We start from the raw sequence: 25,938 nt of genomic DNA on the forward strand, positions 1-25,938 counted from the left end.
CTCTTGGCCTCTTAGAAGCAGGCCCCGGCTTGCTCGGCTTCTTCTTGTTGTCTTGAGACATGGTCGGGGTTTTTACCAAGACATCGTGCGTTTGCTTTCCCAGACTAATACTGGATCACGTCTTTTTCGGCATGTTCGATGGAGGCTTCAAGCGTCAGAGTAAACCCTACAAACTGAATACTAGGTCAAATATTTGTGAAGATCTTGTTAATTCTCACTTTTGCCCAGGCACCTCTCAAAACGTTAGAGATTCCACTGGCTCTCAAGTGAAACTCGGCGGTTTCAAGTTCCAAGTGCAACGGGTGAATGATGGCGCACGTACGCATAGCCTTCTAGGCTCAGGACTCATTCTTTCAGATAGAAGATGACGGTTGCGGCGAGACAGATCGCCGAGAAGAAGGTGTGGGCACAGCGATCATACCGCAGGGCAATCCGACGCCAATCCTTGATCCGCCCAAACATGATCTCGATTTTGTGCCGTTGTTTGTAGAGGGTTTTGCTGTAGCGGCGCCGTCTCGTTCGGTTCTTACGTGGGGGAATGCATGGTGTGAGCCCCTGCTTCTTGAGGGCAGTGATGAACCAATCCGCATCAGAGCCGCGGTCGGCAATCAGATGTTTGGCGTGGGAAAGATTGGGCAACAGGCAGCGGGCGCCGGTGCCATCGCTGGCGTGCCCCGCTGTCAGCAGCAGGTACACCGGCTTGCCCGCGTCGTCGCACACCGCGTGGAGCTTCGAATTCAGCCCCCCTTTCGTGCGACCAATACAGCGAGGGAGAGCCACTTTTGACGCAGACTCGCTGCCGTTCGGTGGGCCTTCAGATGGGTGGCATCGATCATCAGACAGTCGCACGCTTCAGAGTGTCGCGACAACTCGCGGAAAATCTTGTTAAAGATCCCCGCTTGGCTCCAGCGCACGAATCGGTTGTACAGTGTCTTGTGCGGCCCATTGGCTTTCGGTGCAACCTTCCATTGAAGGCCGTACCGGATCACATAGATGATCCCGCTGATCACCCGTCGATCATCCACTCGAGGCACACCGTATGCCACCGGGAAATAGGGCTTGATCCGATTCAACTGCTGCGTGGTTAACAGCAACACGTCACTCATGGTTACCTCCAACCAGAGTGAAGCACAGATCAGTGACTGAGGGAAACCCTCGAACTTAATGAGTCCTGAGCCTAGGGCCTTGCTGGCCTCGCGCATTCTATGCCAGCAAAACCTTTCTTCTTTGTGTAGGGGCTGCTCCGTTGGTCTGGGCCATCATGGCATGGGTCGTTCCCGTTCGTTCAACCTCCATGGCCCAAGTATGACCGTTGGGCTTTGCCTCAGTGGTCCTATGGTATCCGCTATGGGAAGAGCCGCTATTTCGAGGATTGTTGCAAGGCGAACTCATAGAGCGTGGTTGGACACGATGCTGGGTCTATGGTTTGAGCAGCGCGAATATTGCGGTTTCTCTCTTGTTTACAGTCTTTCACCTCTGGAGCCATAGCCCAATCTGGGCTGCCCTGGTATTCTTCCCCTCACTGGTCTTTGGCTATCTTCGTGATCAGTTCAATTCCACGGTACCATCAAGTTTGATGCACATGTGGTACAACGGCGGGTATTTTTTCTTGATCGATTCCTCGCAGCTTCCCACACAGTCCGACCTCCAGTAAAAGTTCCCCGCCGCAACATGCAGGAAATAAATAGACCGAAACCAGCCCGGTGTGGACCCGAGCAATCTCGAGGCACATGACGATGCCGATCAATGAGGTAAGTTGCCGGCTTCGATTACACGTGATGTGGTCCAGTAATCTCTGAAGCAGATACCGCGTGGCTCCATGCGCACGAAAGACTTCGGTTATTCGTTGGCATGGACGATCTAGGACTGGATAGCTGGCAGGCACGCCACAATCGCCTCTCAAGGCGAATTTGGAGCCCGCAAGAGTCTTCAAAATCAAGCGGACTAAAAGGAGGAGGGATCTATAAAGTTGGATGGTTAGCCGACGGCCATCGCCGCTTTCAACGATTGCACGAACTCGGCAACATGCTTGACCATACCAGGATCTTGTTGATGCGCGGCAATCTGTTTCACGATTGCACTCCCGACGATCACCCCATCAGCCATTTTCGAGACCCGCGCGGCATCCTCCGGTGTCGCCACACCAAACCCCACGGCAACGGGAGCTGTGGAAACCTTTCGCAGTTTCTCGATATTCTGCTGGATGTCTGTCGCATTGCTCAGTTTTGCCCCAGTGATGCCTGTCAGTGAAACATAGTAGACAAACCCGTGCGACTCCTTGGCCACCAGTTTCCGTCGATCGGTCGTGCTGGTCGGAGCAAGCAAGAAGATCAGTGGCAGCCCCACCGCATCTGCCGGACCCTTGAGCGGCCCCGCTTCGTCCGGCGGCATATCGGGGACGATCAATCCATCCACTCCAGCGGCATTTGCCGCTTTGCAAAATTCTCCACAGCCCATGGCATGGATGGAGTTGTAATACAGCATGAGGATAATCGGAATCTCTGTGCGCTGCCTGAGCAAGGTGACTGACGCAAGGATACGGCGAAGCGATGTGCCGCTTTTCAAGGCCCGTTCCGCCGCTTGCTGAATCACTGGCCCATCGGCAATGGGATCTGAAAACGGCACACCAAGCTCGATGATATCGGCGCCGGCCTGCTCCAACGCCACAACCAGCTGCTCAGTTTCAGGAAGTCCTGGATCTCCAGCCATGAGATAGGCGATGAGGGCTTTCTCTTTGCTCTGACGGAGACGTGAAAACGTGCTGTCCAATCGCCCGCTCATAGTGTGACTCCTCGCATCCTGGCCACTTGCTGGACGTCTTTATCCCCACGCCCTGAAAGATTCGCGATAATAAGTTGTGACTTCTTGAGCGTGGGCGCCAACTTGACCACATGGGCGATCGCATGGGCACTCTCCAACGCGGGAACGATGCCCTCTTCGCGGGCCAAGAGATCAAACGCCGCCATCGCTTCACTATCCGTCGCGTAGGTATAGTCGATCCGACCCAGATCGTGATAAAGGCTATGCTCCGGCCCAACCGCGGCATAGTCCAAACCCGCCGAAACGGAATGGGTCAAATTGATCTGTCCATTTTCATCTTGAAGCAGATACGTCATCGTGCCCTGTAGGACTCCCGGCTTTCCACCGGAGAATCGGGCCGCATGTTTTCCGCTCGTGATTCCGGTTCCCCCGGCCTCGACCCCGACCATCTTGACCTTGGGGTCTTTCAAAAAGGCATGGAAGAGCCCGATTGAATTGCTTCCGCCGCCGACGCAAGCCACAAGATAGTTCGGCAACTTGCCCTCTGCAGCCAAAATCTGCTTCCGTGCTTCCCGTCCGATAATCGCCTGAAAATCGCGGATCATCATCGGATAGGGATGTGCCCCAAGCACCGAACCGAGAATGTAATGAGTGGTCCGTACATTCGTCGTCCAATCGCGCATCGCTTCGCTGATGGCATCTTTGAGTGTTCGGCTGCCGGCATCCACACCAGTCACCTTGGCCCCCAACAGGCGCATACGGAAAACGTTCAAGGCCTGCCGTTCCATGTCTTCCGTACCCATATAAATTTCGCACTCCAGCCCGAACATCGCTGCAGCCGTCGCTGTGGCCACGCCGTGTTGGCCCGCCCCGGTTTCAGCGATCACGCGAGGCTTCTTCATGCGGACCGCAAGCAACGCTTGTCCGATCGCATTATTAATCTTATGGGCGCCCGTGTGACACAGGTCCTCCCGTTTCAGATAAATCTTGGCACCACCTAGTCTCTTGGTCAGCCGATCGGCGCGATACAGGCTGGTCGGGCGCCCGACATATTGCTTGAGGTAATAAGCTAAGTCCGCTTGAAAACGGCGGTCTTTTTTGACCTTGGCATACTCCTCTTCCAGCTCAAGCAGGGCCGGCATGAGGGTTTCAGGCACATACCGCCCGCCATAGGGTCCAAAGCGGCCACGGTTATCGGGAAGCGTCGGCATGGAATCAGATCCTCCTTACGGACATTTCGAGCAGTATAACGATGGTAATTAGACGGCCACAAGTCTGGCGGCTTCGATAAACGCCTTTACCTTATCGTGGTCTTTTTTTCCAGGGCTCAGCTCCACCCCACTGCTGACATCCACACCATAGGGACGAACGTGCGAAATAGCCTCAGCAACGTTCACTGGAGTCAGCCCACCAGCCAGAACGACCGACGTGGATCGGGCCGCTTCCTGTGCCAACGTCCAATCCACGGTTTGACCCGTACCCCCATAGGCCTGATTGGAAAAGGCATCGATCAGCACCCCTCGCACATTGGCCCGGCCTTGGAATTCCGCTAACGCAAGAAAGGTCCCCCGATCTTTGAGACGAAGGGCTTTCAGTACGGGACGTCCAAGATCCTGACAATACGATGCGGTTTCATCTCCATGTAGCTGTGCCAGTGCCAGTCCACAGTCATCCAGAAGCGACCGAACCAGGCCAGGTTCTTCATTCACAAAAACACCCACCGGCAGCACAAACGGCGGAAGCCCGGCCACGATACGTTTCACCATGGCCGGTTCCACAAAACGAGGACTGTTTCGATACAGCACAAAACCCAGGGCATCCGCACCGGCTGCTACGGCAACCTTCGCATCCCCCACATTTGTAATGCCGCAAATCTTAATCTTTACCATCGTAACATCATCACCTACGCAGGCTGGGCACTCTGCGCTGTGGTTCCGAGCAATTCGCGAACCTTATCCGCCGTGTTGTCCGCACGAATGAGCGACTCTCCGATCAGCATCGCGTGAATACCGGCCTCATTCAACCTGACGACATCCGCCCGTTTGTGAATCCCACTCTCGCTGATGATCAGTTTGTCCGATGGAATCCGTTTTGCCAGGCGAAACGTCACACTGAGGTCGGTCGTGAACGTCTTCAAATCCCGGTTGTTGATCCCGATCATCCGTGCGGTCGGAACCCACTCTAATACCGTATCCAACTCTCGCTCATGGTGCGTCTCAAACAGGCTATCCATCCCCAGTTCTGTGGCCAAGGCATGAAAGTCGATCAATTGCCGCTTCTCCAATGCCGCCACAATCAACAAAATGGCATCGGCGCCATGGGCCCGCGCCTCATAAAACTGGATGTCCCCGACCATAAACTCTTTATTGAGTGCTGGAATGGGCAATGCTTGTTTAATCTCTTTCAGATACCGGAGGTCGCCCTGGAAAAAATCCTTGTCGGTCAGGACTGAAACGGCCGACGCGCCTTGTTCTCGATAGACCCGTGCCAGTCCCAGATGGTCAAACCTCTCCGCGAACTCTTCCCGCAAAAGCCCCAGACTCGGTGAGGCCTTTTTGACCTCAGCAATGAGCGAGGGACTGGCGGAAGGTTTCGTCGCATCGAGTGTGACAGCGAACCCAAGGGTGGGAGGTGCGTCACGGATCGCTGCCTTGAGATCAGCCAGATAGGTACGGCTCTGCTTATGCCGTAGTTCTGCCTTTTTATGCTCCAGAATGCGATCGAGAATCATTGTCCCATCAGGCTTTCGTAGTCAATGCAATCAGTCGATCGAGTTTCTCAGCGGCGGCCCCGGAGTCGATGATCTGCTGAGCAAGGTGGAATCCGTCTTGTAGGGTTTTCGCTTTTTGGCCTACAACCATGGCGGGCGCCGCGTTGAGGCAAACGATGTCCCGCTTCGACCCTTTCCGGCCCTGCAAAATTTCTTTCACAATTCGCGCATTGTCATCCGGGGAACCACCGGCAAACTCTTTTCTATGGACACGGGACAGACCGAATTCCTCCGGTGCGATAAAGTAGCTTGAGACAACCCCGCCTTTACCTTCGGAGACTTTTGTCCGGTCCGACAAGCTGATCTCATCCAGTCCATCCATGCCGTGAATCACAAAGCAATGTTGCGCCCCCAGCTCCATCAGAACCCGTCCCAGGATTTCTGTCTTCTGTGCCTCATACACGCCAAGCACTTGGTGCGTTGCCCCGGCCGGATTGGTCAACGGCCCAAGCACATTCAACATGGTCCGGATGCCCATCTCCTGCCTCGGCCCGGCACAATGCTTCATCGCGCCGTGGTAATGCGGAGCGAACAAGAATCCGATACCGATTTCGTCGATGCAGTCGACCATGCGATTTGGTTCCAAATCGATCTTGACTCCCAGAGCGCTCAACACATCGGCACTTCCACTTCTGGAAGATACGGAACGATTGCCATGTTTCGCCACCGTGATGCCAGCCCCCGCCACGACGAATGCTGCCGTCGTGGAGATATTAAACGTATTCGCTCCATCGCCGCCGGTCCCACAGGTATCCACCACGATGGACGCCCCCACTCTGATACGAGCAGCCCGTGACCGCATTGCCCTGGCCGAGCCGACGATCTCATCGGCTGTTTCACCTTTTTGCCTGAGTCCCATCAAGTAGGCACCCATCTGTGCCGAAGTCGTCATCCCATCCATGATCTCAGACATGACCGTCTCGGCCTCCTGCGCGGAGAGATCGATTCGGTCGGCTAGCTTGGCAAGTGCGTCTTTGACCATGGTCACACAGCGGATGAACCGGCTAGAGCTTGAGGAAGTTGTTAAGGAGATCTTTCCCGACCCTGGTCAGAATCGATTCCGGATGGAACTGCACGCCTTCAACGGCGAGTGTTTTATGACGAAGCCCCATAATCTCACCCTCGGCAGTCTCGGCGGAAATCTCACAGCAGTCCGGCAGATTCGATCGGTTGACGATCAGCGAATGGTAGCGCGTCGCTTCGAATGGGTTGGGTAATGAGCGAAAGATCGTCTTGCCGTCGTGCTGGATCTGTGACGTCTTTCCATGCATCAGCCGAGATGCACGGATCACTTCCCCTCCATAGGCCACGGCCATCGACTGATGCCCCAAACAGACGCCGAGAACAGGGATCTTGCCTCCAAATCGCCTGATCGCATCGACCGATATCCCTGCCTCCTTCGGCGTGCAGGGTCCGGGAGAAATCACCAGACGGTCCGGATGCAACTCCTCAATCTGATCGAGGGTGATCTTGTCATTTCGAATGACCTGGACATCCTCGCCTAACTCACCCAGATATTGAACGAGGTTGTAGGTGAAGGAATCGTAGTTGTCGATGACGAGTAACATAATTGCAATAAGCGCTTATGGCCGATGGCTGATGGCATAAGCGAGAGAACCGACCATCCGTTCTCTTGCTACCGGCCATATGCGATGTGCCATACGCACGTTCCTACTCCAGCCCCTGCTCCGCCAATTCAATGGCTTTCATCATTGCCCGAGCCTTGTTACAAGTTTCTTCATACTCATGGACCGGATTGGAATCAGCCACGATACCGGCGCCGGCTTGGATAAAGGCCCGGTGACGTGAGACCACGACAGTACGAATATTGATGCACATATCCATGTTCCCAGAAAAGCTGATGTATCCGACCGCTCCGGCATAAGGACCGCGTTTCGTCGGCTCTAATTCCTCGATGATTTCCATCGCCCGGATCTTCGGTGCTCCGGACACCGTGCCCGCCGGAAAACAGGCCTTTAGCACATCATAGACCGTCTTGTCTTTGCTCAATTTTCCGGTGACATTCGACACGATATGCATGACATGGGAATACCGCTCGACATTCATCAAGGATTCGACACACACCGACCCCCGCTCGGAAACACGACCAATATCGTTCCGCCCCAAGTCCACCAGCATGATGTGTTCGGCCCGCTCCTTGGCGTCAGCCAACAGCCGTCGCTCGAGTTCCACATCTTCTTCGGCGGTCGCGCCACGTCTCCTGGTCCCCGCAATCGGTCTCAGCGCCGCGAGACCGTCCTCGCAACGCACAAGAATTTCCGGGGATGAGCCGACCAGTTCCACTCCCGCGATACGCAGGTAATACATATACGGCGATGGATTCACGACACGAAGCGCGCGATAAAGCTGAAAGGGCGGAGCCTGCAGATTGGCTTCCCACCGTTGTGACAGAACGCACTGAAAGATATCTCCTGCTTTGATGTATTCTTTCGCCCGCGAGACCATTTTCTCAAAAGCCGCCTTGTTCATATTGGAGGTAAAGCGGAGCGGCGCCCGCCGACGTTGTGGCTTGATTCGGCGAAGCGGCCGACGAAGTCTGGCAATCATCTTTTCAATGCGGGTGGTCGCGTCTCGATAGGCTGTGCGAATGTCCCGATCCGATCCGGACTTCACATGTGCATTGGCAACAACCTTTATCTTCTGTGACACGTTGTCGAAGATCAGCAGCGTCTCGGTCAGGAGAAAGGCGAACTGCGGAAGATTGAGATCGTCTTTTCGGCGAGAAGGAAGGTCCTCAAACGTCCTGACAATGTCGTAGCCGAGAAACCCCACGGCTCCGCCAACAAAGCGGGGCAACTCCGGCACGGTCACGGGACGATAGATCTCAAGAATTTCCCGCAGACGGTCCAAGGGAGCACCTTGGCTGGGGATACGACGAACACGACCGCCTTTCTTGACACATAAGTCCCCCCCGTCTTCGTAGATGACGAGCGGGGATCCGCTGCCGAGAAAAGAGTAGCGCGCCCATTTTTCCCCTCCTTGAATGCTTTCCAGCAAATAGGCAGAGGGGCCATGGTCGATCTTGGCAAAAGCCGATACAGGGGTATCCTGATCCGCCAGGATTTCGCGAAATAGAGGAATGAGATTGCCCTGTTTCGCGTAGGAACGAAACTCATCCAGGCTGAGCGAATAGATCACAGACCGCACCTCGTCTCGCTACTCGCTTTCCACCATCATGAGCTTTTGGCCCACTTCGATGATATCATCGGGCAACTTGTTCATCTTCTTCACCTTCTCGATATCGAGACCATACCGGCGGCTAATGCCAAAGAGCGTCTCACCCGGCTTCACAACATGGACCGTCTGGCCGAGCTTCGGCATGGCATTGGTCGTACTTTGAGACGAAAAACTTTTGGCATCGCCACCACCAGATTCGGTCGGGACTACTTTTGTCGGTTCTTTGAATGGCTCAAGTTTCTTGGGTTTTCCCACGGCAGAAGGACTTTTCCGCTGCATATCTTCAAGCGCTTTTCGTTCGAGCACCGTGGCTTCCCTGATCGCTTCGGTCTCTTCCTGGAGACGGGCCATCTGCTCCCGCGCCATCTGTACTTGTGTCGACAGTTCACGATTTCTCGCCTCGAACTCGGCTAATTCCACCTTCGTCCGCTTCACTTCACTGTCCAGTTCAGCCGTACGCTTTTCCTCCTGGGCCAGGAGTCGCTGAAAGTTAAGGCTTCTCGCCTTTTCAGCATTGAACTTTTCTTCCAACACCACACACCCGCTCATCACCGTCCCTCCAAATAATAGGATTACGAAGAGAGCGGTCTTCCCCATTCGTGCACAGATTGGCTGCTCATCCCTCCGCATACACCCTCCTTTTGCCCGGCCGTCACCGATTACCGAGGACGAAGAGACGCTTAGAATAGTGGGCACTGGTGCGAAAGTCAAAGAGAGCAGCCCCGATAATCATCTCGAAGGCTCCTCTCTTGAAGAGTAGAGTCGTTGCTAACGCGACGGGCTCATCCACTTTAACCGAGGAGGTTGCGATGATGTGTTATGCGGGCATTGATCTCCATGCCACGAATAGTGTGCTGGTCGTGATTGATGAAGCGGATCGAGTGCTGTATCAGAAACGCCTCCGCAATGACCTGGCCGTGATCTTCACGGCCTTAACACCGTATCAGACCACGCTGCAGGGCGTGGTCGTTGAGTCCACCTATAATTGGTACTGGTTAGTCGACGGGCTCATGGAAGCAGGGTACCGGGTCCACCTCGCTCATGCACCAGCCCTGCCGCAGTATAGTGGGCTCAAGCATGTTGACGATCAACACGATGCGCAGTGGTTAGCCCATTTACTCCGGCTAGGTTTGCTCCCTACCGGGTACATTTACCCCAAAGCGGAACGGGCCGTGCGGGACTTGTTGCGGAAGCGCAGTCAGTTGGTTCGGCACAAGACCATGGTCGTGCTGAGCCTACAAAGCCTGCTGACACGACTGACTGGCAATCGGCTCTCCCTCCCTCGGCTTCGACAGCTCACCCCAGAGGGCATTCAGGCACTTGTGCCATTTCCCGAACATGTGCAATCGGTCAGCAGTTCGTTGGCTGTGCTGCAATGTCTGGAGCACGAGATTCACACGATTGAGGGCACGGTTCGGGAAGCGGGGCGGACTCAGCCGGGCTATGTGCTCTTACAGACCGTCCCCGGAATCGGGCCGATCTTGGCGGGCACCATTCTCCTGGAAGCCGGTGACCTGCGGCGGTTTGCGACCGTGGGACACTTCGCCTCCTACTGTCGCTGTGTCGGCAGCGAACATGTGAGTAACGGCAAACGCAAAGGGGCTGGCAACACGAAGAACGGCAACAAGTATTTAAGCTGGGCGTTCATCGAGGCGGCGCACTTCGCCATTCGCTATGAGGCCGTGATTCGCACGTATTATCAGCGCAAGCAGGCACGGACGCATCCCCTTGTGGCGCTGAAGGCCGTGGCCCATAAATTGGCGCGGGCCTGCTATCACATGCTCCGTGCGCAGGTGCCATTCGATCTGTCCCGCGCTTTTGGCTAGGCGCGGCAGAGCTGGGGGGAGCTGGGAGCTCGCAAAGGGGTTGAGGCCACACCTCGCACTCCCGATTAGCCCCGGTCTTCCCCCTTCAACTCCCTCGCCACTGGCGTGGGGACTGAGACGCCTCGACCGTGAGCCATGATGGGGTTGGCGCCAGCCCGCTGGTAGCCAGACGTCCTGTGCGTAGGTATGCTGGACACGGCCGGGAACCGACGGTTGTCTGGGGCACGAGGTGCCAGGGGCTGGAGTGGATCCCCGACGGGGCTCGCTCCCACGCCTTGATCCTGATGGGTGACTGGTGCGGCTCAAATCCGAGCTGACACTGCTGACGACGACAACCGGGATGCGACGGAGTCACGCGACCACCATGGCGAGGGAAGACGTCGTCGGAGACCTCGCCCCGTTTGTAGGATACGGAGGGCATGATCGGCTGTGCCCTCTTGACCGGAGCCTTCGAGATGGGCGACCCCTTTGACCGTTTCCCTGGCCTGTGCTACGGTCAGATCCGATCCAAACCTTTCGTCGTATTCATATTGAGTTACGACCATCAGGACATCCTCACGCCGACTTCAACAACTTCACATCGCTGAGCACAACGATGCAACAGGATTCCCTCTTTAACGACGTACCCACGCCCGCCGACATGCGTCAGACCGATGAAGATCGGCTCGCCAGACTCAGAAACCAAATCCGGCACCACGACTACCTGTATTACGTGAAGGACCACCCCGAGATTTCCGATGGGGAGTATGATCGCCTGTTCCGAGAACTGCTCGATCTCGAGCTGAAACACCCGGACCTGGTCACCGCCGACTCCCCGACCCAACGCGTCGGGGCCCCTCCCTTGGACGAACTTGGGAAAGTTCCGCATGAACGGCCCATGTTGAGCCTCGACTCCTTGATGCAACCTGACGAAGTCTTGGCCTTCGACCAACGGATGAAACGGGAGCTTGAGACAGAGCAGATCGAGTACACGGTCGAGCCGAAATTCGACGGTCTCTCAGTCGAACTCGTCTATGACCGAGGAGTCTTTGTTCGTGGAGCCACCCGTGGTGACGGAACAGTCGGCGAGGACGTCACGATTAACCTCCGCACGATTCGCTCCCTCCCGTTACAGCTACAAACCGACAGCTATCCGGATCATCTCGTCATGCGGGGCGAAGTGTACATGCGCCTCTCCGACTTTCACGCACTCAACCGTCGTATGACGGAACGGGGAGATGACACGTTCGCCAACCCACGAAATGCCGCGGCCGGTTCCCTGCGTCAGCTTGATTCGCACATGACAGCTTCTCGACCCTTGGTCGTGACCTGCTATGAAGTGATGGCAATGACCGACGCCCATCCCTCAACGCATTGGGACGAACTGGAACGGTTAGCCGAGTGGGGGCTTCCAGTTCCCTCTCTCCGCCGACGGTGCGAAACCATCGACCAGGTCTTGGCCTTTCACCGGGAAACTCAGGACCAGCGCGACAATCTCCCTTACGAAATCGATGGAGTCGTGGTGAAAGTCAACCGTGTGGACTGGCAGACCAAGCTGGGCATGAAATCCAGAAGCCCTCGCTGGGCCGTGGCTTTCAAGTTTCCTCCGCGAAAAGAAATCACGGAGATCCAGGACATCGCCATCTCCGTCGGACGGACTGGCACGTTGACCCCTCTCGCCTTGCTACGGCCGGTTGAGGTCGGGGGGGTTACCATCAGCCGTGCCACCCTCCACAATGCCGACGAGGTGGCCAGAAAAGATATCCGCGTGGGCGACACCGTGCGGGTTGAGCGAGCTGGAGACGTCATCCCGGCGATCACCGAACGAATCCCGATCTCCGGTCACATGAGGCATGAACCCTTTCTGATGCCGCAACACTGCCCGATATGTGGTTCCGCTGTGGCAAAAGAAGGGGCATATTACTACTGCACCGGGCAAGCGGCCTGCCCCGCGCAGCTTAAAGGAGCCATTGAACATTTCGCATCAAAAACAGCCCTGAACATTGATGGACTCGGCAAGAAGACTGTCGCGCAACTCGTCGATCAAGGACTCGTGAAGGATCTTTCGGACTTGTACCGACTGAATCAGGAGCAGCTCCTCAAACTGGAAGGCTTTGCGGAGCGATCCTCGACACTTCTCCTTGAAGCCATTGCCCAAAGTAGGGCGGTGCCGCTTGAGCGGTTCCTGATGGGGTTGGGAATCCGTCAGATCGGCCGGCATATCGCGAAAGTGCTGGCGAGTGAATTCGGCTCGCTCCAGGCCATCATGACAGCGGACCGCGATCGGTTTCAGTCCATCAGAGAGATCGGACCTGAAATTTCAGAAAGCCTGGTGTCCTACTTTCAGGAACAGTCCAACCGTCGGGTCATCGACCAACTGCAGCAATTGGGCGTCTCAATCATCGAACCCAGCCTTCCACAAAGTCACACTCCACTCCCCTTCTCAGGGAAAAGCTTCGTATTCACCGGGGGGCTGTTGAGTTACTCAAGAGAGGAGGCCAAGTCGCTGGTTGAACGACTGGGTGCGATGGTCCTATCCAGCGTCAGCAAGAAAACAACCTATGTTGTGGCTGGCTCTGAAGCGGGCTCCAAGCTTGACCAGGCTCGCAAATTGGGGGTACGGATCCTTGATGAGGACGAATTCAAGGATTTAATCACAACATCCGAAAAGCGGTAGGCTCACACAGAGGCTTCGACCGGAACCGCGACCTTCTCATCCTTGAAAATAGTGACGCTGCGTATCGAACGAGGATCGGCCTCGTGGACGACCAATCGGCAGTTCTCGATGCGGAGTTCTTCGCCCGCCTTGGGGATTCGACCGAGATTTTCTTGGACCAATCCTCCGATCGTCAAAGCTTCATCTCCCCCGAGTTCGACCTTGAGAAAGTCATTTACTTTCCGCACCTCAGTCCGACCATGAACCAGGATCTGACTCTTTCCGATACGTTTAATGAGTTCTTCCGTGATGTCCGTTTCGTCGACAATCTCACCGACCACCTCTTCGAGGAGATCTTCGAGCGTCACGAGCCCCATAACACCGCCGAACTCGTTCACAACCACGCCCATATGTCGTTTTTCCTGCTGAAACTGCTTCATCAAATCATCCGCCGTCTTCCCGGCTGGAACAAAGAGCGGGGGATGAGCAATATCCCGTAACCGTAAATCAGTTCGCCCTTTCGCCAGTTCCGTCAGCGCCTTGGTCTTGTAGAGAATGCCCGTGATGTTATCAAGGGTGCCGTCATAGAGTGGAATGCGAGAGTATTTGGACTTGTAGAGCTGCTCTTGTGCCTCTTTGAGACAAAGATTTCCATCCAAAGAGAATACATAGATACGAGGGGTCATCGCATCTTCAGCAGTAATTCCCTTCAGCTGGAACACGTTCTTGATCATCTTCACTTCTTCAGATTCAATCTCGCCCGCCTTTCCTCCCTGGTCGAGCATGATCTTCAACTCTTCCTCCGTGACCAGGGGATGCGTGAGTCCCTTTCCTCCGGTCAAACTGTAGATCAGGGGCACCATTAAGAACAGGAGCGGCCGCAGCATCACCTGAACCCCATAAATCGGATAGGCCAGATTCAGAGTCACAGGCACAGAAAACTTCGCCGCCAACGTCTTCGGCACCACATCCACGCAGACCAACAGCACGAAGGTGAGGATCCCGACCATGACGGCAATGGCCTCTTCCAAAATGGTCTTCTCACCATACGCATTCAACGTGATAAAAGTGGCAAACATCGGAATCGCCGTACTGACCAAGCGATCCCCCACAAGAATGGCCGAAAAGAGTCTCTGAGGGTCACTGCGGAGCTCAAGGGCTTTCTCCGCTCGCTTGCTACCAGTCTGGGCCAACGCCCTCAGCTTGGTTTCGTTGACCGAGAAGAAGCCGATCTCGGCAGTGGAAATAATAGCGGATAACCCTATCAACCCTAGAAGGATGAGGATGTCCATGTAATCATCTATTTAGGGACGTTGGACCAGTTTGGCTGGCCTGATGAGAAGCCGGGCGTCTCCCAGAGGATACCTCTTGGTGCACCCTTTAGAGGATCGTACGATTAGGATACCGGGACCGCTTAGTATAAGGCTCACAGCGAATACATCTATCACAGGGATCACAAGCAGGCAAGTAATTCAGAAATTCATGCTGAAAAATCAACCAGTTCCACATTGACCATCGGATAACGACGGTCTGACCTCGCTATCTTCTGCCGTCGTCTTCCAACACCTACCCATCATCTCGTATCACGAAGGACTGGAGACTAAACATTCGGTCAAGACTCGTGGAAGCCTTATGCGCCTCTGGCTCGACCAAGAACCGACCGATCTGGACTCGGTACCGACGCCCTTCAGGAAGATCTGTGTGGACAATACGCCCGTCGGCAAAGTTGCGCTGGATCCGCGCAAGTAGAGCTTGCGCATTGCGAAGATCTGCAAAGGAGCCGGCTTGAACCCTTAAAACCCCCATCCCTTCTGGGCGAGGCTCATAGCCTACGACTCGAAGCTCAACCTGGTCGGTTCCATTGCCGGTCATCCCAAGAGCTTGGGCACCGGCCAATGACAGGTCCAGGATTCTCCCCCTGGCAAAGGGTCCGCGATCATTGATTCTGACCGTGACGTGCCGGCTTGATGTTAATGAGTAGACAACTGCGACGGATCCCAGGGGCAAGGTTTGATGAGCAGCCGTCAGCGCATACATGTCGTACCGCTCCCCATTGGCGGTCTTATTCCCATGGAACCCTGGGCCATACCATGAGGCCACCCCTCGCTCGACGAATCCAACAGGATAATGTGGAAATTGATCGACCTGACGAACAGATGAGGCGCACCCTTGAGACAGGACAACCCCAAGCCCAACGGCAATGATGAGGAAAGCCGACGGGCCCGTGAACGGCCTCAGCCGCATGGGCTAGAACTCGTCAAGCGATTGATTGCGCAGAATGGTGAGCGCCTTTTCGGTCTTAGAAACGGTCAGAACCACAATAGCCCGTTTCCCTTCCCGCGATGGTGTGCAATAGCCGCACTTGATATTGATCCGGCTCCTCATCAGCGTGTCCGCTACTTTCCTCAATGCTCCAGGCTTGTTTTCAAGGCTCAAGACAAGAGCTGTCTCCTCCCGGAATTTGATCTTTGCCGCCCGCAAAGCAGCACGTGCCCCGTCGAGATCAGCCACGAGCAACCGCAACTTGCCTGTCCCCATGACTTCCGGAGCTGAAAATGCCTTGATATTCACGCCCGCTGCGCCAAGGACTGCCGTCACTCCGGCAAGTGTGCCTGGTTTACTCAATCCACTGATGACGAGCTGTGTTGTAGTCGGCATAGGATACTCCCCGTAGCTAGCTGATATCACAATCTTCTTCGTTTTGCTGAACGAGCCGCCTGTAATGGAGTCCAGGCCTGATGACGATTCACCTGAGTCCCCCACGGCGATAAAGGGCAACAGGACTTTCCAACCCTGGTTCGCCTGATTGAACGTCTCTTGGCTCCAGGATGAGTCCGCAGGATACGCCGCTTTCGATGCCCGACACAGGATGAAGGCCGCTTACTTTGCATGATCGTGAAAGATCCCCTATGAACATCCGCTCGTTGCGCCGCAACTCACGCATTTGAGGCATGTGCCGTTCCGAACCATGGTGAACTGTTTGCATTCAGGACAAGGGTCACCTTCATATCCCTTCACCTTGGCATTTTGAACTTCGGTCAATGTCAGCGTTTCCCGCATGACTTCCACTTGCTGGGCGACGCTATGTCCGTTCCCATGGTTATGGCCATTTCCTTTTCCACCGTTCCGGCGGATCGGAAGATGTTCTGTCACAACGGAAGACTTGGCCAATGTCGCAAGATCCGCTTCCTCATCGAAGCATTCGGGATCCATGTCGTCTTGTTTCATCGAATCCATACGCAGATCTTCTTCTTTGACCTGGGCAAGGTCATATCGATCAAGATACGTGACGGCCAATTCACGGAAGATGTAATCGATAATCGACGTCGACATCTTGATTCGATCATTCAGTTTCACGGGGCCGTTCGGTTCAAACCTGGTGAAGACAAAGGCCTCTACGAATTCTTCGAGCGGCACGCCATGCTGAAGCCCAAGAGAGATGGCGATGGCAAAGCAGTTCATCAGGCTCCTAAACGCCGCTCCCTCCTTATGCATGTCCAAAAATATTTCTCCGACCGTCCCATCCTCGTACTCACCGGTTCGGAGATAGAGTTTATGCCCTCCGACAATGGCTTTTTGCGTGTACCCGTTGCGCCGACTGGGGAGTGGACGCCGCTTGGCGAGATACCGGACGAGCACGCGCTCGGTCACTTTTTCGGCCATTTCCAGCACACCAGGAACCGCCTCCAAATCCTTCCCGCTATCGGACGAGGCGCTCAACGGCTGACTGAGTTTGGACCCGTCGCGGTAGAGCGCCACCGCCTTGACCATGCTCTTCCAAGCAAGGAAGTATGATGCCTTGACGTCTTCGATCGAGGCTTCAGACGGCATATTGATGGTCTTGCTGATCGCACCGCTGATGAAGGGTTGCGCCGCAGCCATCATGCGGATGTGGGCGTCGACGGCAATGGAGCGTTGCCCAATACGACCACATCGATTCGCACAATCGAAAACCGCCAGGTGCTCGGCTTTCACATGTGGCGCGCCTTCGATGGTCATCGTCCCGCAACAGAAATCGTTCGCGGCCGCAATCTCCTCCTGCGTAAAGCCGAGCGCCTTCAACATATTGAAGTTCTTCTCGTTCAGCTGTACCTCGGTCAGACCAAGTTGCTCGATGCAAAAAGTGTCCCCAAGCGTATATTTATTGAACGCGAATTGGATCTCGAATGCTTGCGACAAGCTGCGCTCCAAACGATCGAGCGCGGCGTCATCGAACCCCTTCCGCTGAAGTGTGTCGTGATTGATGAACGGGGCGCCTTTGAGGGTCTGGGCCCCGACGCAGTAGTGGACGATGTCCTTTACTTGCTGATCCGCATACCCGAGATTGGTCAAGGCGAGTGGGATACTTTGATTGATAATCTTGAAATACCCTCCACCGGCCAACTTCTTGAATTTCACCAGCGCAAAATCCGGTTCAATCCCGGTGGTGTCGCAATCCATGACCAACCCGATCGTCCCGGTCGGAGCGATCACCGTCACTTGAGCATTGCGATACCCGTACGCTGTCCCAAGTTCGAGCGCATGGTCCCAAGCTCTCCGGGCGGCCAGGAGTAATTCCGGGGGACAATGTTCAGGACGGATTCCCGCAGGAGCAATGGTCAGCCGTTCATACTCGTCGACAGACGCCTGATAGGCTGCCCGTCGATGGTTGCGAATGACACGCAGCATGTGTTCCCGATTCTTCGCATAGCCCGGGAAGGCCGACAGTTCAGCTGCCATTTCCGCCGACGTACTATACGCTTCCCCCGTCATGATAGACGTGATGGCGCCGCAGATCGCGAGCGCCTTGGGCGAGTCGTAAGGAATGCCTTGACGCATGAGGGCCGTCCCCAGATTCGCGTACCCCAACCCCAGCGTCCGGAACTGATAGCTTTTCTCGGCGATCGATTGGCTCGGGAAGGACGCCATCAAGACACTGATCTCCAACGCGATCGTCCACAGCCGAACGGCATGACGGAACTCCTCGAGTTCGAACTGCCCGTCAGCGCTGTAGAACTTCGTCAGATTGAGCGACGCGAGATTACAGGCCGTATCATCCAAGAACATGTATTCCGAACAGGGATTTGAGGCATTGATTCGGCCATCCTCCGGACACGTGTGCCATTCATTGATGGTGGTATCATACTGCGTCCCTGGATCGGCACAGGTCCAGGCGGCCCACGCAATCCGATCCCACAACTCTCTGGCCTTGATGGTCTTGCAAACTTTGCCGTTGGTGCGTCGTTTCAGCTCCCAATCGGCATCGGCTTCGAGCGCGGCGAAAAACTCGTTTGGAATCCTGACGCTGTTGTTCGAATTCTGGCCGGAGACTGTTTGATAGGCCTTCCCGTCCCAATTGGTATCGTATTCGTGAAAGACAAAATGTGTGAACCCCTGCTGCGCATAGGAAAACATCCGTTGGATATAGGCCTCCGGCACCATCTCGCGGCGGGCTGACGCCAGCGCCTCGCGCAGGACCGAATTCGTCTTTCGATCGAGGTCCAGCCGGAGCGCACCGTTCCCATCGACGGTATGACAGGCCTTCAAGACGGCATTGAGGCGCTGCGCACAGATCTTCGACCCCGTCACCATCGCCGCCACTTTTTGTTCTTCAATGACTTTCCAATCGATGAATTCTTCGATGTCAGGATGGTCCAAATCCAAACAGACCATTTTGGCGGCACGGCGCGTCGTTCCTCCGGATTTGATCGCTCCGGCCGCTCGATCACCGATCTTCAGGAAGGACATGAGCCCGGAAGACCGCCCTCCACCGGACAGTCCTTCGCCATCGCCGCGCAGTCTCGAAAAATTTGTTCCGGTTCCTGAGCCATACTTAAACAATCGCGCCTCTCGAACCCACAGATCCATGATGCCGTTTTCATTCACCAGATCATCCTCGATCGATTGAATGAAACAGGCATGCGGCTGTGGATGCTCGAACGCATTCGTCGCCTTCACCACTTCTTGCGTTTTCGGATCGACGTAATAGTGCCCTTGGGCCGGTCCCGATAATCCATAGGCATAATGCAGGCCGGTATTGAACCACTGGGGGGAGTTCGGCGCAGCCATCTGGTACGCCAGCATGTAGCACATCTCATCATGAAAGGACTCTGCGTCTTCCGGTGTCTTGAAATATCCATAGGCCCTGCCCCAATGGGTCCAGCACCCGGCCATGCGCTCAAAGACCTGTCGGGCATCCCGCTCGCCGCCCAGCACCGGCTGGCCATCGGCATCGGCCATCGGCTCGCCGTTCTGATCGCACTGCGGAACGCCGGCCTTCCGGAAGTACTTTTGCGCCAAAATGTCGATCGCCAGCTGAGACCAGGGTTCAGGAATATCGATATTCTCAAGTTTGAAGACCGTCGATCCGTCCGGGTTCCGAATCTCGGACGATCGTTTGACGAACGCCAGCCCCTCATATGGACTCACTCCACGACGGGTAAATTTCCGATCAATTCTCACAGGTAGCCCTCCTAGGAGAGGAAAAGGGTTATGACGATGCGTTGGTTAGGAGCCATCAGGTATGTGATCTCGTCTAATTTCAAGCGACGACTCTACATATAGCTAGCATGTTTTTTTGTCAACACCAAGTATTGTGGATGTTTGGGAAATGAGGGGACAGGCTGTGAATAGCCGAGACGCGAGTTGCAGAGCCTATTTTGATGACGTAGGAACGAGGTTATCCACAGAAAACTTGCTCAAAACAGCCACACAGCAGATGACCCCAGCCATTTTTTATCACTAAAAGGCCATTCGGCCGATTTTTAACGTAGCCTCTTCAACACCCCGAAGAGGGATGAATCGACCACCGATCCCAAGCACCACAACGTTCGTACCAGCCACCTGTGTATCATACTGACTGACGAGTCCCCAGTTGTGTCGTGCCGTATTGGGCCGAACGATTGACTCGAGAAGCTTTCGACTCTGTGACTGGAATACCTGCCGAATAAACTGTTGCTCCCGAGACGATGTGCCCTGATCCATTCGGTCTATCGCTTTCCCCAATTCCTGTTCCACAAAACGCAAATAGTCCTCCATGGTCGGGTTCGACCATACCAGACCGACGGCTCCGGCGAGGGTAACGACGAGCACGCTTAAGCGAAGGAGACTCATGACGTTCTGAGAAACCAGCTCCGTTTGACAAACAATTATCGGGCCGATTAGTTTAGCCCAGATTCAGCATACACCGTCTTATCCAGTCTGGAGGAGCTATGTTCGTCTGGAGCAAGAAACTCGTTGGAGTCCTGTTAGGCATCTTCGTGCTGCTACTGGGAACCTTCCTCCTCCAAGGCCCATCGGAGAGCACCAGCGTCCTCAAGACTCACACGACCCAGTGGATCATTTTGAACTATGCCTGCCTGCTCATCTGGCTCTTTGTCTGGATGTTCGACCAAGCCCGCGTCCGCGGCAAAAACGTCTGGCTCTGGCTCGTGCCGTTCGTCCTCGCGCCACTTCCCACCCTGATGATCTTCGTCCTGTTCCTCCAGCGGCGACTATCATAGTCAGTTACACGGGAAATCCAGCCTATCTCTCTACGTTTGCTATAGAGTCCAAGGCTCCCAACCAATCCCTATAACGAGAGCAACGCTCTTAGCCTCTTCACTTCAGCAAGCAATATGGGTATGTCTTGCCTGGCATGAGCGATGAAGTCTTGGTCGGCATCGGTACTTCCTGAGAGTTCTATGTCATTTCCTCTATCTCCTCCGCATCCCGTCATAATGAAGCTTGTCCCACTAGAATGATCCCTTCCTTCAATATGTGAAGTCCACGGCCCAGGAGTTGCCGCTTCACATCGCAGGCGTATTTCTTCCAGCTTCTCATCAGATATGATCATAGAATACTTCCTCACATGGGAATTCTTGATTGCTGGAAATCATTATCTCCTGCGCCTGCGCGGGATAATTCCTCGTGTAATTAAGATCGGGGCTTGACGTCGTATACCTGGTCTCTAATTCCTTCCTACCTCCACAACATCTACTCGAATTGTAGGCGATTGAGGTGAGAAGACAAGAAAAGTTGGTATGGCGAATCATTTGGGAACAGGCGAGGCCGCTGATTCCATTACAGAGGTCTGTCTAACTGTCTTCTGTTCTGGCTCGATAGAGTGACGGATTCGCCACACGGCCCAGAGGCCCGGCAAGGCTGCGACTGCCGTTAAAACATAGAATTGCGCCCATCCCATCACCTCAACGAGATCCGCCGAAGGGCGGCCGACAAATACACGGCCCAGCGCCTCGAGCGAGGACAGTAGCGCGAACTGTGTTGCCGTATATCGAACATCACAGAGCGACATGACTAACGCCACGAACGCGGCCGTCCCCATCCCACCCGTCACATTCTCGATCACGACGGCCACCGTCAGCGCACCGGCATGTTTCCCCATCAAGGCCAATACGACAAAGCCCAGGTTCGATACAGCCTGCAAGACGCCGAAGATCAGCAACGATCGGACGAGTCCAGACCTTGTCATTAAAAGTCCGCCGATAAAGGCCCCTAGCAACGTAGCAAAAATTCCAAGCCCCTTGGCGGCGCCGACCTCGGTCGAAGAAAACCCCAACCCTCCAATGAGAAAAGCGGTTTGGAGTGCCGACGCAAAGGCATCTCCAAGCTTGTAGAGAACGATTACGGTCAAGAATCCCCAGGCCGTGGGTCTGGAAAAAAACTCTGCCAACGGTGCCCCGACAGCCTCCTTCAGACTCTTGGGAGCAGCGACCACCAGGGTCGGATCAGGGCTGAGTAAAACAATACCCACCCCGGCGACCATGACAGCGGCCATCGCGAGATAGGTCATCTGCCAGCCGACATAGTCCGCCAGCGCCAGCGCACCGGCCCCGGAGGCCAAGAGAGCGATTCGATAGCCATTGACCCAGACCGCAGCACCCAACCCACGCTCGTGAGGCTGGAGTGTGTCCGTGCGATAGGCGTCAAACACAATGTCCAGCGACGCCGCAAGGAATGCAACCAGAACGGCATAGGCCGCAAGCCACCCCGGGTGAAGCTTTGGATTGGTCACTGCCATGAGCCCTAGGGCAACTGCCACACAAAGCTGCGTCAGCACCATCCAGCCACGACGCCGCCCCAACCACGGTGGTACCACGCGATCCATCACCGGCGCCCAGAGGAACTTCAGCGTATAGGGCAGTCCGACCAGCGTGAAAATGCCGATCGTCTTGAGATCGACGCCTTCAACCGTCAACCAAGCCTGGAGAGTTCCCGAGGTGAGCGCGAGCGGGAGCCCGGATAGAAACCCCAGAGGGAGCATCACGAGGAGGCGTCGATTCAATAGTGCACCGAAATTGGATGAGCCCTGTGTCACAGCAACGTACCTATTATGAGCATGGATTGAATTGGACTGGTCTCTGTGAAGCAAATAAACCCTCAGTGGAACGCAGGATACCATCGCCGCTCACTGTGCCTCAGTAGAATCACAAAACACGCGCCCTTCGACAAGCTCAGGATGAACGGACTCTGATAAGAACTTTTGAAACGCAGCACTATCCGGTTGGCATTGAAATCAACAGGGCTGTCCGTTGAACAGACAGGGTTTGTAACGAGACAGATCGAACTCGGTATTTTCCTGGTAGACCCGTTCATTGCCGTTGACCCCATCCTGCTCAGGATCGCTCCACATCGTGTGATTCCACCAATAGAACAACGGCTGGACTTCTGTCTGGTACACAGGATTGCCGTAGCTGCTGCGCGAATACTCCTGCACCAGTCGGCCAGTCACATAATCGATCTGGCCGTTGCCTTTCAGGGAATAGAGGAGAATGAACAGGCGGGCTTCATGATCATAGAGCTCATCGATACGAGAGTTCAGATCAGGTTCAGCCGGGAGGGCATCCTTCCCCCACCCTGCCGCGGGAGGGCCAGCTAGAAGCCAACAGGAAACCGACAGAATGGCAAACAGTCGCACCATTCATCACACCCAGACTGGACGAGCTTGTTTCCTCTGTTCAGCCACCAGAAGGCACTGGAAAGAGCTGAATCGGTGGCGAGACAACCTTGCCGGATTACGCATGACCTCCCTATAATGCCGGTCCTATGGCAACAACCCGTGCCTCTCTACATACGCTCGGCTGCCGGCTGAATCAAGCCGAAACCTCGATCCTTGGGGAAGGACTCAGGCGAAAGGGGTTTGAGCTCGTCGAGTTCGGCCAACCGACGGATGTACTGATCCTCAATACCTGTTCTGTGACGGAGGACGCCGAACGTACCTCGCGTTACCTGATTCGTAAAACGCTGAAACACTCTCCCCATGCCTTCATCGCCGTAACCGGCTGTTATGCCCAGACGGGCATGGAGAGCCTCACGCAACAATCCGGGATCGATCTCATTGTCGGCCAGCAGTTTAAGATGGACCTGCCGGCGTACCTTCCTCCCCCCCATGAGCTTCGAAAACGGCCAGCCGCAGAGGTTCACCACACGAAGACGATCTCGCGCGCAGACTTTGAGCTACCCTATTTCGCCGAGCCTGGCTCGACTCGTGCCTTACTCAAGATACAAGATGGCTGCAGTGCCATGTGTAGCTTCTGTATCATTCCATTCGCACGGGGGCATGAACGCAGCAGGAAGCTTGACGATATTCTGAGCGAAGTACGGAGTTTAACGGCCGGGGGCTATAAGGAGATTGTGCTGACGGGGGTAAATATCGGCCAATACAAGCAGCAGGGCGTTGACTTTTGTACGATGCTTCGCCGCCTCGACCAAATTACGGACCTTGAACGAATCCGCATTTCGTCGATCGAACCCACGACCGTCACCGACGAATTGCTCGACCTCCTCGCCTCGTCCAAAAAATTCTGCCCCTATCTGCACATCCCTCTGCAAAGCGGAGACGACGAGATCTTGCAGGCCATGAACCGTCGCCACACCATCAAGGAATACAGGGCATTAATTGATAGGGCATTCGCCAAGATTCCCGACCTCGGCCTTGGAACAGATCTGATGGTAGGATTTCCTGGAGAGACTGAGATGGCGTTCCAAAATACCTTGGCGATCGCAGGGGACCTTCCGTTTTCCTATGTGCATGTCTTCCCCTACTCCGCGAGACCTGGCACGGCAGCCACTCGTCTGAAACAGCGGGTCCCGTCAGCCTTGGTGAAGAAACGCACCGAGCTGCTGTTGGAACTGGATCGTACCAAGCGGCTTGCCTTTCACAACAAACAGATTGGAAAGACGGTTTCGGTCCTATTTGAAGCCGGAACCCGCGGCGCCCATCGGTTCGGCACCACCCCCAACTTTACACGAGTGGCAGTGACAGACGCTGGTGATCTTCAGAATCAGATCATGCCCGTGACCATTACTGCTGCAACGGACCGTCACGGATTCGGCCACATCGCTTCGGCCCAAGCGATGCCCTCTACTATGGCACTGCTATGAGCATGAAAACCCTTCCTCGTGTTCATATCGAGACGTTCGGTTGTCAGATGAACGAGTCTGACAGCGAGCTCGTTCGTGCGATGCTGAAGCAGGAAGGGTTCGTCTTCACTGAGGACCGTGAACGGGCGGATGTAGTCTTAGTCAACACCTGCGCGATCAGGGAGAATGCGCACAAAAAGATCTACCTCCATCTTTCCGAACTCAGGGCGGTAAAAAAGCAACGCCCGCTGGTCGTCGGCGTGCTTGGGTGCATGGCTCAGAATCTCAAAAGCGAGCTGGCCCAAAAGGAACCGCTCATTGACGTCTTGGCCGGGCCAGATTCGTACCGACAACTCCCCACGTTGTTGACGACTGCGCTTGACGCCCAAGAACAGGGACTCGCTCGGAAGGGGTTTGCGCTCGACCTTTCCGAATATGAGACGTATGAAGGAATCCTCCCGGACCGCGACGACGGGGTCAATGCCTGGATCACCGTCATGCGAGGCTGCGATAATTTTTGCTCCTTCTGTGTCGTTCCCTATACTCGGGGACGTGAACGATCGCGTGATCCGGAATCCATTCTACTCGAAGCTCGTGATGCCGCAACCCGTGGGTTCAAACAGATCACCTTGCTCGGCCAAAATGTAAATTCCTACCGCCATGAGGAATGGGACTTTGCCAAGCTCATCGGCGCCGTCGCAGACCAGCCTGGCATTGAGCGAGTCCGGTTTACTTCGCCACACCCCAAAGACTTTCCTCAGACCTTGATCGAAGCCATCGCCACACATCCTAAAATCTGCAAGCATGTTCACCTCCCGCTTCAGTCGGGGAGCGATCGGATCCTCGACATGATGGGGCGCACCTATACCGGTGCTGAATATCTATCCTTGGCAGAACACATCCGAGCCATCATCCCCGATGTCGTCCTGACCACGGATATCATCTGCGGGTTCTGTTCTGAAACTGATGAAGACTTCCAGGCCACCGTTCGCCTGGTGGAACAAGCCCAACTCGACTCTGCCTATATCTTCAAGTACTCGGAGCGGAAGAATACGATCGCAGCACGAAAGTATATCGACGATGTGCCGGATCAGCTGAAGGGGCAGCGGGTAGCCAAGTTAATGGAGATTCAACGGGCCATTACTGCGGAGCGCAACCGTCGCTACATCGGGAAAACCGTAAAGATCTTGATCGAAGGCGACGCAACCAAGTCCTCAACACAGGGCATGGGGAAAACCGACGGAAACATCACGGTCGTTTGGGACAAACACACCGGCCACTCCAAGCCAGGAACACTGCTGACTAAACACATCTTTGACGCCTCAGCTGCAACCCTATACGGGAAATAAGAATTCCGTCTCTACCGTCTGGTAGAGGGCTGCCGACGGCAGCCCCCCAGATGTGATGCT

Annotated in this window: 24 protein-coding genes; 6 read left to right on the forward strand and 18 right to left on the reverse strand. The window is 55.2% G+C overall.

The features are described from left to right. Nucleotides 1–345: 345 nt before the first annotated feature. Nucleotides 346–1,106 (reverse strand): IS5 family transposase gene (locus COMA1_RS01345; RefSeq protein ID WP_090746701.1). Its coding sequence is split into 2 segments (ribosomal slippage): nucleotides 346–773 and nucleotides 773–1,106, totalling 762 coding nucleotides; the frame shifts between segments, so codons are not numbered across the junction. A gap of 221 nt (nucleotides 1,107–1,327) precedes the next feature. Here COMA1_RS01345 and mrtJ point away from each other — a divergent pair. Continuing rightward, nucleotides 1,328–1,654: a JDVT-CTERM system glutamic-type intramembrane protease MrtJ gene (mrtJ, locus tag COMA1_RS22085; RefSeq protein ID WP_407921309.1), complete on the forward strand. Its 327-nt coding sequence runs from the start codon at nucleotides 1,328–1,330 to the stop codon at nucleotides 1,652–1,654. Nucleotides 1,655–1,977: 323 nt separating this feature from the next. Here the strand turns inward: mrtJ and trpA are convergent, their stop codons facing one another. The 8 genes from trpA to COMA1_RS01390 form a co-directional block, all read right to left on the reverse strand. Continuing rightward, nucleotides 1,978–2,781, reverse strand: a complete 804-nt coding sequence (gene trpA, locus COMA1_RS01355; RefSeq protein ID WP_090742694.1) for a tryptophan synthase subunit alpha — start codon at nucleotides 2,779–2,781, stop codon at nucleotides 1,978–1,980. Further along, complete coding sequence (trpB, locus tag COMA1_RS01360; RefSeq protein ID WP_090742697.1) at nucleotides 2,778–3,971, reverse strand: tryptophan synthase subunit beta; 1,194 nt, start codon at nucleotides 3,969–3,971, stop codon at nucleotides 2,778–2,780. Before trpB ends, trpA begins: the two co-directional genes overlap by 4 nt. A 48-nt stretch (nucleotides 3,972–4,019) precedes the next feature. Beyond that, nucleotides 4,020–4,649 (reverse strand): phosphoribosylanthranilate isomerase, encoded by a 630-nt coding sequence (locus tag COMA1_RS01365; protein WP_090742700.1) that lies wholly within the window; start codon nucleotides 4,647–4,649, stop codon nucleotides 4,020–4,022. Between the two features lie 14 nt (nucleotides 4,650–4,663). After that, on the reverse strand, nucleotides 4,664–5,491 hold the full coding sequence (gene trpC, locus COMA1_RS01370; protein ID WP_090742703.1) for an indole-3-glycerol phosphate synthase TrpC: 828 nt from the start codon (nucleotides 5,489–5,491) through the stop codon (nucleotides 4,664–4,666). Between the two features lie 7 nt (nucleotides 5,492–5,498). Beyond that, nucleotides 5,499–6,512: an anthranilate phosphoribosyltransferase gene (gene trpD, locus COMA1_RS01375; protein WP_090742706.1), complete on the reverse strand. Its 1,014-nt coding sequence runs from the start codon at nucleotides 6,510–6,512 to the stop codon at nucleotides 5,499–5,501. Between the two features lie 22 nt (nucleotides 6,513–6,534). Beyond that, a complete protein-coding gene (gene pabA / locus COMA1_RS01380) occupies nucleotides 6,535–7,098 on the reverse strand; it encodes an aminodeoxychorismate/anthranilate synthase component II (RefSeq protein WP_090742709.1) in 564 nt (187 codons plus the stop codon). 103 nt (nucleotides 7,099–7,201) lie between these two features. Continuing rightward, entirely contained in the window at nucleotides 7,202–8,686 is a 1,485-nt protein-coding gene (gene trpE, locus COMA1_RS01385) for an anthranilate synthase component I (RefSeq protein ID WP_090746705.1), read from the reverse strand. Between the two features lie 21 nt (nucleotides 8,687–8,707). Further along, entirely contained in the window at nucleotides 8,708–9,358 is a 651-nt protein-coding gene (locus COMA1_RS01390) for a LysM peptidoglycan-binding domain-containing protein (protein ID WP_090742712.1), read from the reverse strand. Between the two features lie 179 nt (nucleotides 9,359–9,537). On the opposite strand from COMA1_RS01390, the gene COMA1_RS01395 reads away from it, so the two are divergent. Then, nucleotides 9,538–10,554 carry an IS110 family RNA-guided transposase gene (locus tag COMA1_RS01395; protein ID WP_090742717.1) on the forward strand — a complete coding sequence of 339 codons (1,017 nt, stop codon included), beginning with the start codon at nucleotides 9,538–9,540 and terminating at the stop codon, nucleotides 10,552–10,554. A gap of 302 nt (nucleotides 10,555–10,856) precedes the next feature. Here the strand turns inward: COMA1_RS01395 and COMA1_RS20530 are convergent, their stop codons facing one another. Then, a complete protein-coding gene (locus COMA1_RS20530) occupies nucleotides 10,857–11,099 on the reverse strand; it encodes a hypothetical protein (RefSeq protein ID WP_141654176.1) in 243 nt (80 codons plus the stop codon). A gap of 95 nt (nucleotides 11,100–11,194) precedes the next feature. On the opposite strand from COMA1_RS20530, the gene ligA reads away from it, so the two are divergent. After that, a complete protein-coding gene (ligA, locus tag COMA1_RS01400; protein ID WP_090742720.1) occupies nucleotides 11,195–13,210 on the forward strand; it encodes an NAD-dependent DNA ligase LigA in 2,016 nt (671 codons plus the stop codon). Nucleotides 13,211–13,212: 2 nt separating this feature from the next. Here ligA and COMA1_RS01405 read toward each other — a convergent pair whose 3' ends face one another. The 5 genes from COMA1_RS01405 to COMA1_RS01425 form a co-directional block, all read right to left on the reverse strand. Further along, nucleotides 13,213–14,481 (reverse strand): hemolysin family protein, encoded by a 1,269-nt coding sequence (locus COMA1_RS01405; protein ID WP_090742723.1) that lies wholly within the window; start codon nucleotides 14,479–14,481, stop codon nucleotides 13,213–13,215. Between the two features lie 274 nt (nucleotides 14,482–14,755). After that, complete coding sequence (locus tag COMA1_RS01410) at nucleotides 14,756–15,433, reverse strand: SPOR domain-containing protein (RefSeq protein WP_090742727.1); 678 nt, start codon at nucleotides 15,431–15,433, stop codon at nucleotides 14,756–14,758. A 3-nt stretch (nucleotides 15,434–15,436) separates the two neighbouring features. After that, a complete protein-coding gene (locus tag COMA1_RS01415) occupies nucleotides 15,437–15,847 on the reverse strand; it encodes a hypothetical protein (RefSeq protein WP_090742731.1) in 411 nt (136 codons plus the stop codon). A gap of 249 nt (nucleotides 15,848–16,096) precedes the next feature. After that, the gene (locus COMA1_RS01420; protein ID WP_090742734.1) at nucleotides 16,097–19,630 is read right to left on the reverse strand and encodes a vitamin B12-dependent ribonucleotide reductase; all 3,534 of its coding nucleotides are present in this window, start codon (nucleotides 19,628–19,630) and stop codon (nucleotides 16,097–16,099) included. A gap of 279 nt (nucleotides 19,631–19,909) precedes the next feature. Next, nucleotides 19,910–20,281: a DUF4359 domain-containing protein gene (locus COMA1_RS01425; protein ID WP_090742736.1), complete on the reverse strand. Its 372-nt coding sequence runs from the start codon at nucleotides 20,279–20,281 to the stop codon at nucleotides 19,910–19,912. 98 nt (nucleotides 20,282–20,379) lie between these two features. Here COMA1_RS01425 and COMA1_RS01430 point away from each other — a divergent pair, with 98 nt between their 5' ends. Continuing rightward, nucleotides 20,380–20,670: a hypothetical protein gene (locus COMA1_RS01430; protein WP_090742739.1), complete on the forward strand. Its 291-nt coding sequence runs from the start codon at nucleotides 20,380–20,382 to the stop codon at nucleotides 20,668–20,670. Between the two features lie 68 nt (nucleotides 20,671–20,738). On the opposite strand, the gene COMA1_RS01435 is transcribed toward COMA1_RS01430, so the two are convergent. From COMA1_RS01435 to COMA1_RS01445, 3 genes are all read right to left on the reverse strand, one after another. Beyond that, complete coding sequence (locus COMA1_RS01435) at nucleotides 20,739–21,002, reverse strand: hypothetical protein (RefSeq protein ID WP_090742742.1); 264 nt, start codon at nucleotides 21,000–21,002, stop codon at nucleotides 20,739–20,741. 195 nt (nucleotides 21,003–21,197) lie between these two features. Beyond that, nucleotides 21,198–22,484 carry an AmpG family muropeptide MFS transporter gene (locus tag COMA1_RS01440; protein ID WP_245630803.1) on the reverse strand — a complete coding sequence of 429 codons (1,287 nt, stop codon included), beginning with the start codon at nucleotides 22,482–22,484 and terminating at the stop codon, nucleotides 21,198–21,200. A gap of 198 nt (nucleotides 22,485–22,682) precedes the next feature. Further along, nucleotides 22,683–23,087, reverse strand: a complete 405-nt coding sequence (locus COMA1_RS01445; protein ID WP_176697769.1) for a hypothetical protein — start codon at nucleotides 23,085–23,087, stop codon at nucleotides 22,683–22,685. 125 nt (nucleotides 23,088–23,212) lie between these two features. On the opposite strand from COMA1_RS01445, the gene mtaB reads away from it, so the two are divergent. Beyond that, a complete protein-coding gene (mtaB, locus tag COMA1_RS01450; RefSeq protein ID WP_090742748.1) occupies nucleotides 23,213–24,550 on the forward strand; it encodes a tRNA (N(6)-L-threonylcarbamoyladenosine(37)-C(2))-methylthiotransferase MtaB in 1,338 nt (445 codons plus the stop codon). Next, a complete protein-coding gene (gene miaB, locus COMA1_RS01455; RefSeq protein ID WP_090742750.1) occupies nucleotides 24,547–25,878 on the forward strand; it encodes a tRNA (N6-isopentenyl adenosine(37)-C2)-methylthiotransferase MiaB in 1,332 nt (443 codons plus the stop codon). Before mtaB ends, miaB begins: the two co-directional genes overlap by 4 nt. Nucleotides 25,879–25,938: the final 60 nt, after the last annotated feature.

The sequence above is a fragment of the Candidatus Nitrospira nitrosa genome (assembly GCF_001458735.1).
In the GTDB taxonomy this organism is placed as follows: domain Bacteria; phylum Nitrospirota; class Nitrospiria; order Nitrospirales; family Nitrospiraceae; genus Nitrospira_D; species Nitrospira_D nitrosa.

What these genes read in the sequence shown, in the direction of transcription:
- COMA1_RS01430 (WP_090742739.1), top strand. Translation starts at nt 20,380, where the DNA reads ATGTTCGTCTGGAGCAAGAAACTCGTTGGAGTCCTGTTAGGCATCTTC.
- COMA1_RS01365 (WP_090742700.1), bottom strand. Translation starts at nt 4,649, where the DNA reads ATGGTAAAGATTAAGATTTGCGGCATTACAAATGTGGGGGATGCGAAG.
- ligA (WP_090742720.1), top strand. Translation starts at nt 11,195, where the DNA reads ATGCGTCAGACCGATGAAGATCGGCTCGCCAGACTCAGAAACCAAATC.
- COMA1_RS01410 (WP_090742727.1), bottom strand. Translation starts at nt 15,433, where the DNA reads ATGCGGCTGAGGCCGTTCACGGGCCCGTCGGCTTTCCTCATCATTGCC.
- pabA (WP_090742709.1), bottom strand. Translation starts at nt 7,098, where the DNA reads ATGTTACTCGTCATCGACAACTACGATTCCTTCACCTACAACCTCGTT.
- trpD (WP_090742706.1), bottom strand. Translation starts at nt 6,512, where the DNA reads ATGGTCAAAGACGCACTTGCCAAGCTAGCCGACCGAATCGATCTCTCC.
- mtaB (WP_090742748.1), top strand. Translation starts at nt 23,213, where the DNA reads ATGGCAACAACCCGTGCCTCTCTACATACGCTCGGCTGCCGGCTGAAT.
- COMA1_RS01435 (WP_090742742.1), bottom strand. Translation starts at nt 21,002, where the DNA reads ATGATCATATCTGATGAGAAGCTGGAAGAAATACGCCTGCGATGTGAA.
- miaB (WP_090742750.1), top strand. Translation starts at nt 24,547, where the DNA reads ATGAGCATGAAAACCCTTCCTCGTGTTCATATCGAGACGTTCGGTTGT.
- COMA1_RS20530 (WP_141654176.1), bottom strand. Translation starts at nt 11,099, where the DNA reads ATGGTCGTAACTCAATATGAATACGACGAAAGGTTTGGATCGGATCTG.
- trpC (WP_090742703.1), bottom strand. Translation starts at nt 5,491, where the DNA reads ATGATTCTCGATCGCATTCTGGAGCATAAAAAGGCAGAACTACGGCAT.
- trpB (WP_090742697.1), bottom strand. Translation starts at nt 3,971, where the DNA reads ATGCCGACGCTTCCCGATAACCGTGGCCGCTTTGGACCCTATGGCGGG.
- COMA1_RS01415 (WP_090742731.1), bottom strand. Translation starts at nt 15,847, where the DNA reads ATGCCGACTACAACACAGCTCGTCATCAGTGGATTGAGTAAACCAGGC.
- COMA1_RS01395 (WP_090742717.1), top strand. Translation starts at nt 9,538, where the DNA reads ATGATGTGTTATGCGGGCATTGATCTCCATGCCACGAATAGTGTGCTG.
- COMA1_RS01390 (WP_090742712.1), bottom strand. Translation starts at nt 9,358, where the DNA reads ATGCGGAGGGATGAGCAGCCAATCTGTGCACGAATGGGGAAGACCGCT.
- COMA1_RS01425 (WP_090742736.1), bottom strand. Translation starts at nt 20,281, where the DNA reads ATGAGTCTCCTTCGCTTAAGCGTGCTCGTCGTTACCCTCGCCGGAGCC.
- COMA1_RS01445 (WP_176697769.1), bottom strand. Translation starts at nt 23,087, where the DNA reads ATGGTGCGACTGTTTGCCATTCTGTCGGTTTCCTGTTGGCTTCTAGCT.
- COMA1_RS01405 (WP_090742723.1), bottom strand. Translation starts at nt 14,481, where the DNA reads ATGGACATCCTCATCCTTCTAGGGTTGATAGGGTTATCCGCTATTATT.
- trpA (WP_090742694.1), bottom strand. Translation starts at nt 2,781, where the DNA reads ATGAGCGGGCGATTGGACAGCACGTTTTCACGTCTCCGTCAGAGCAAA.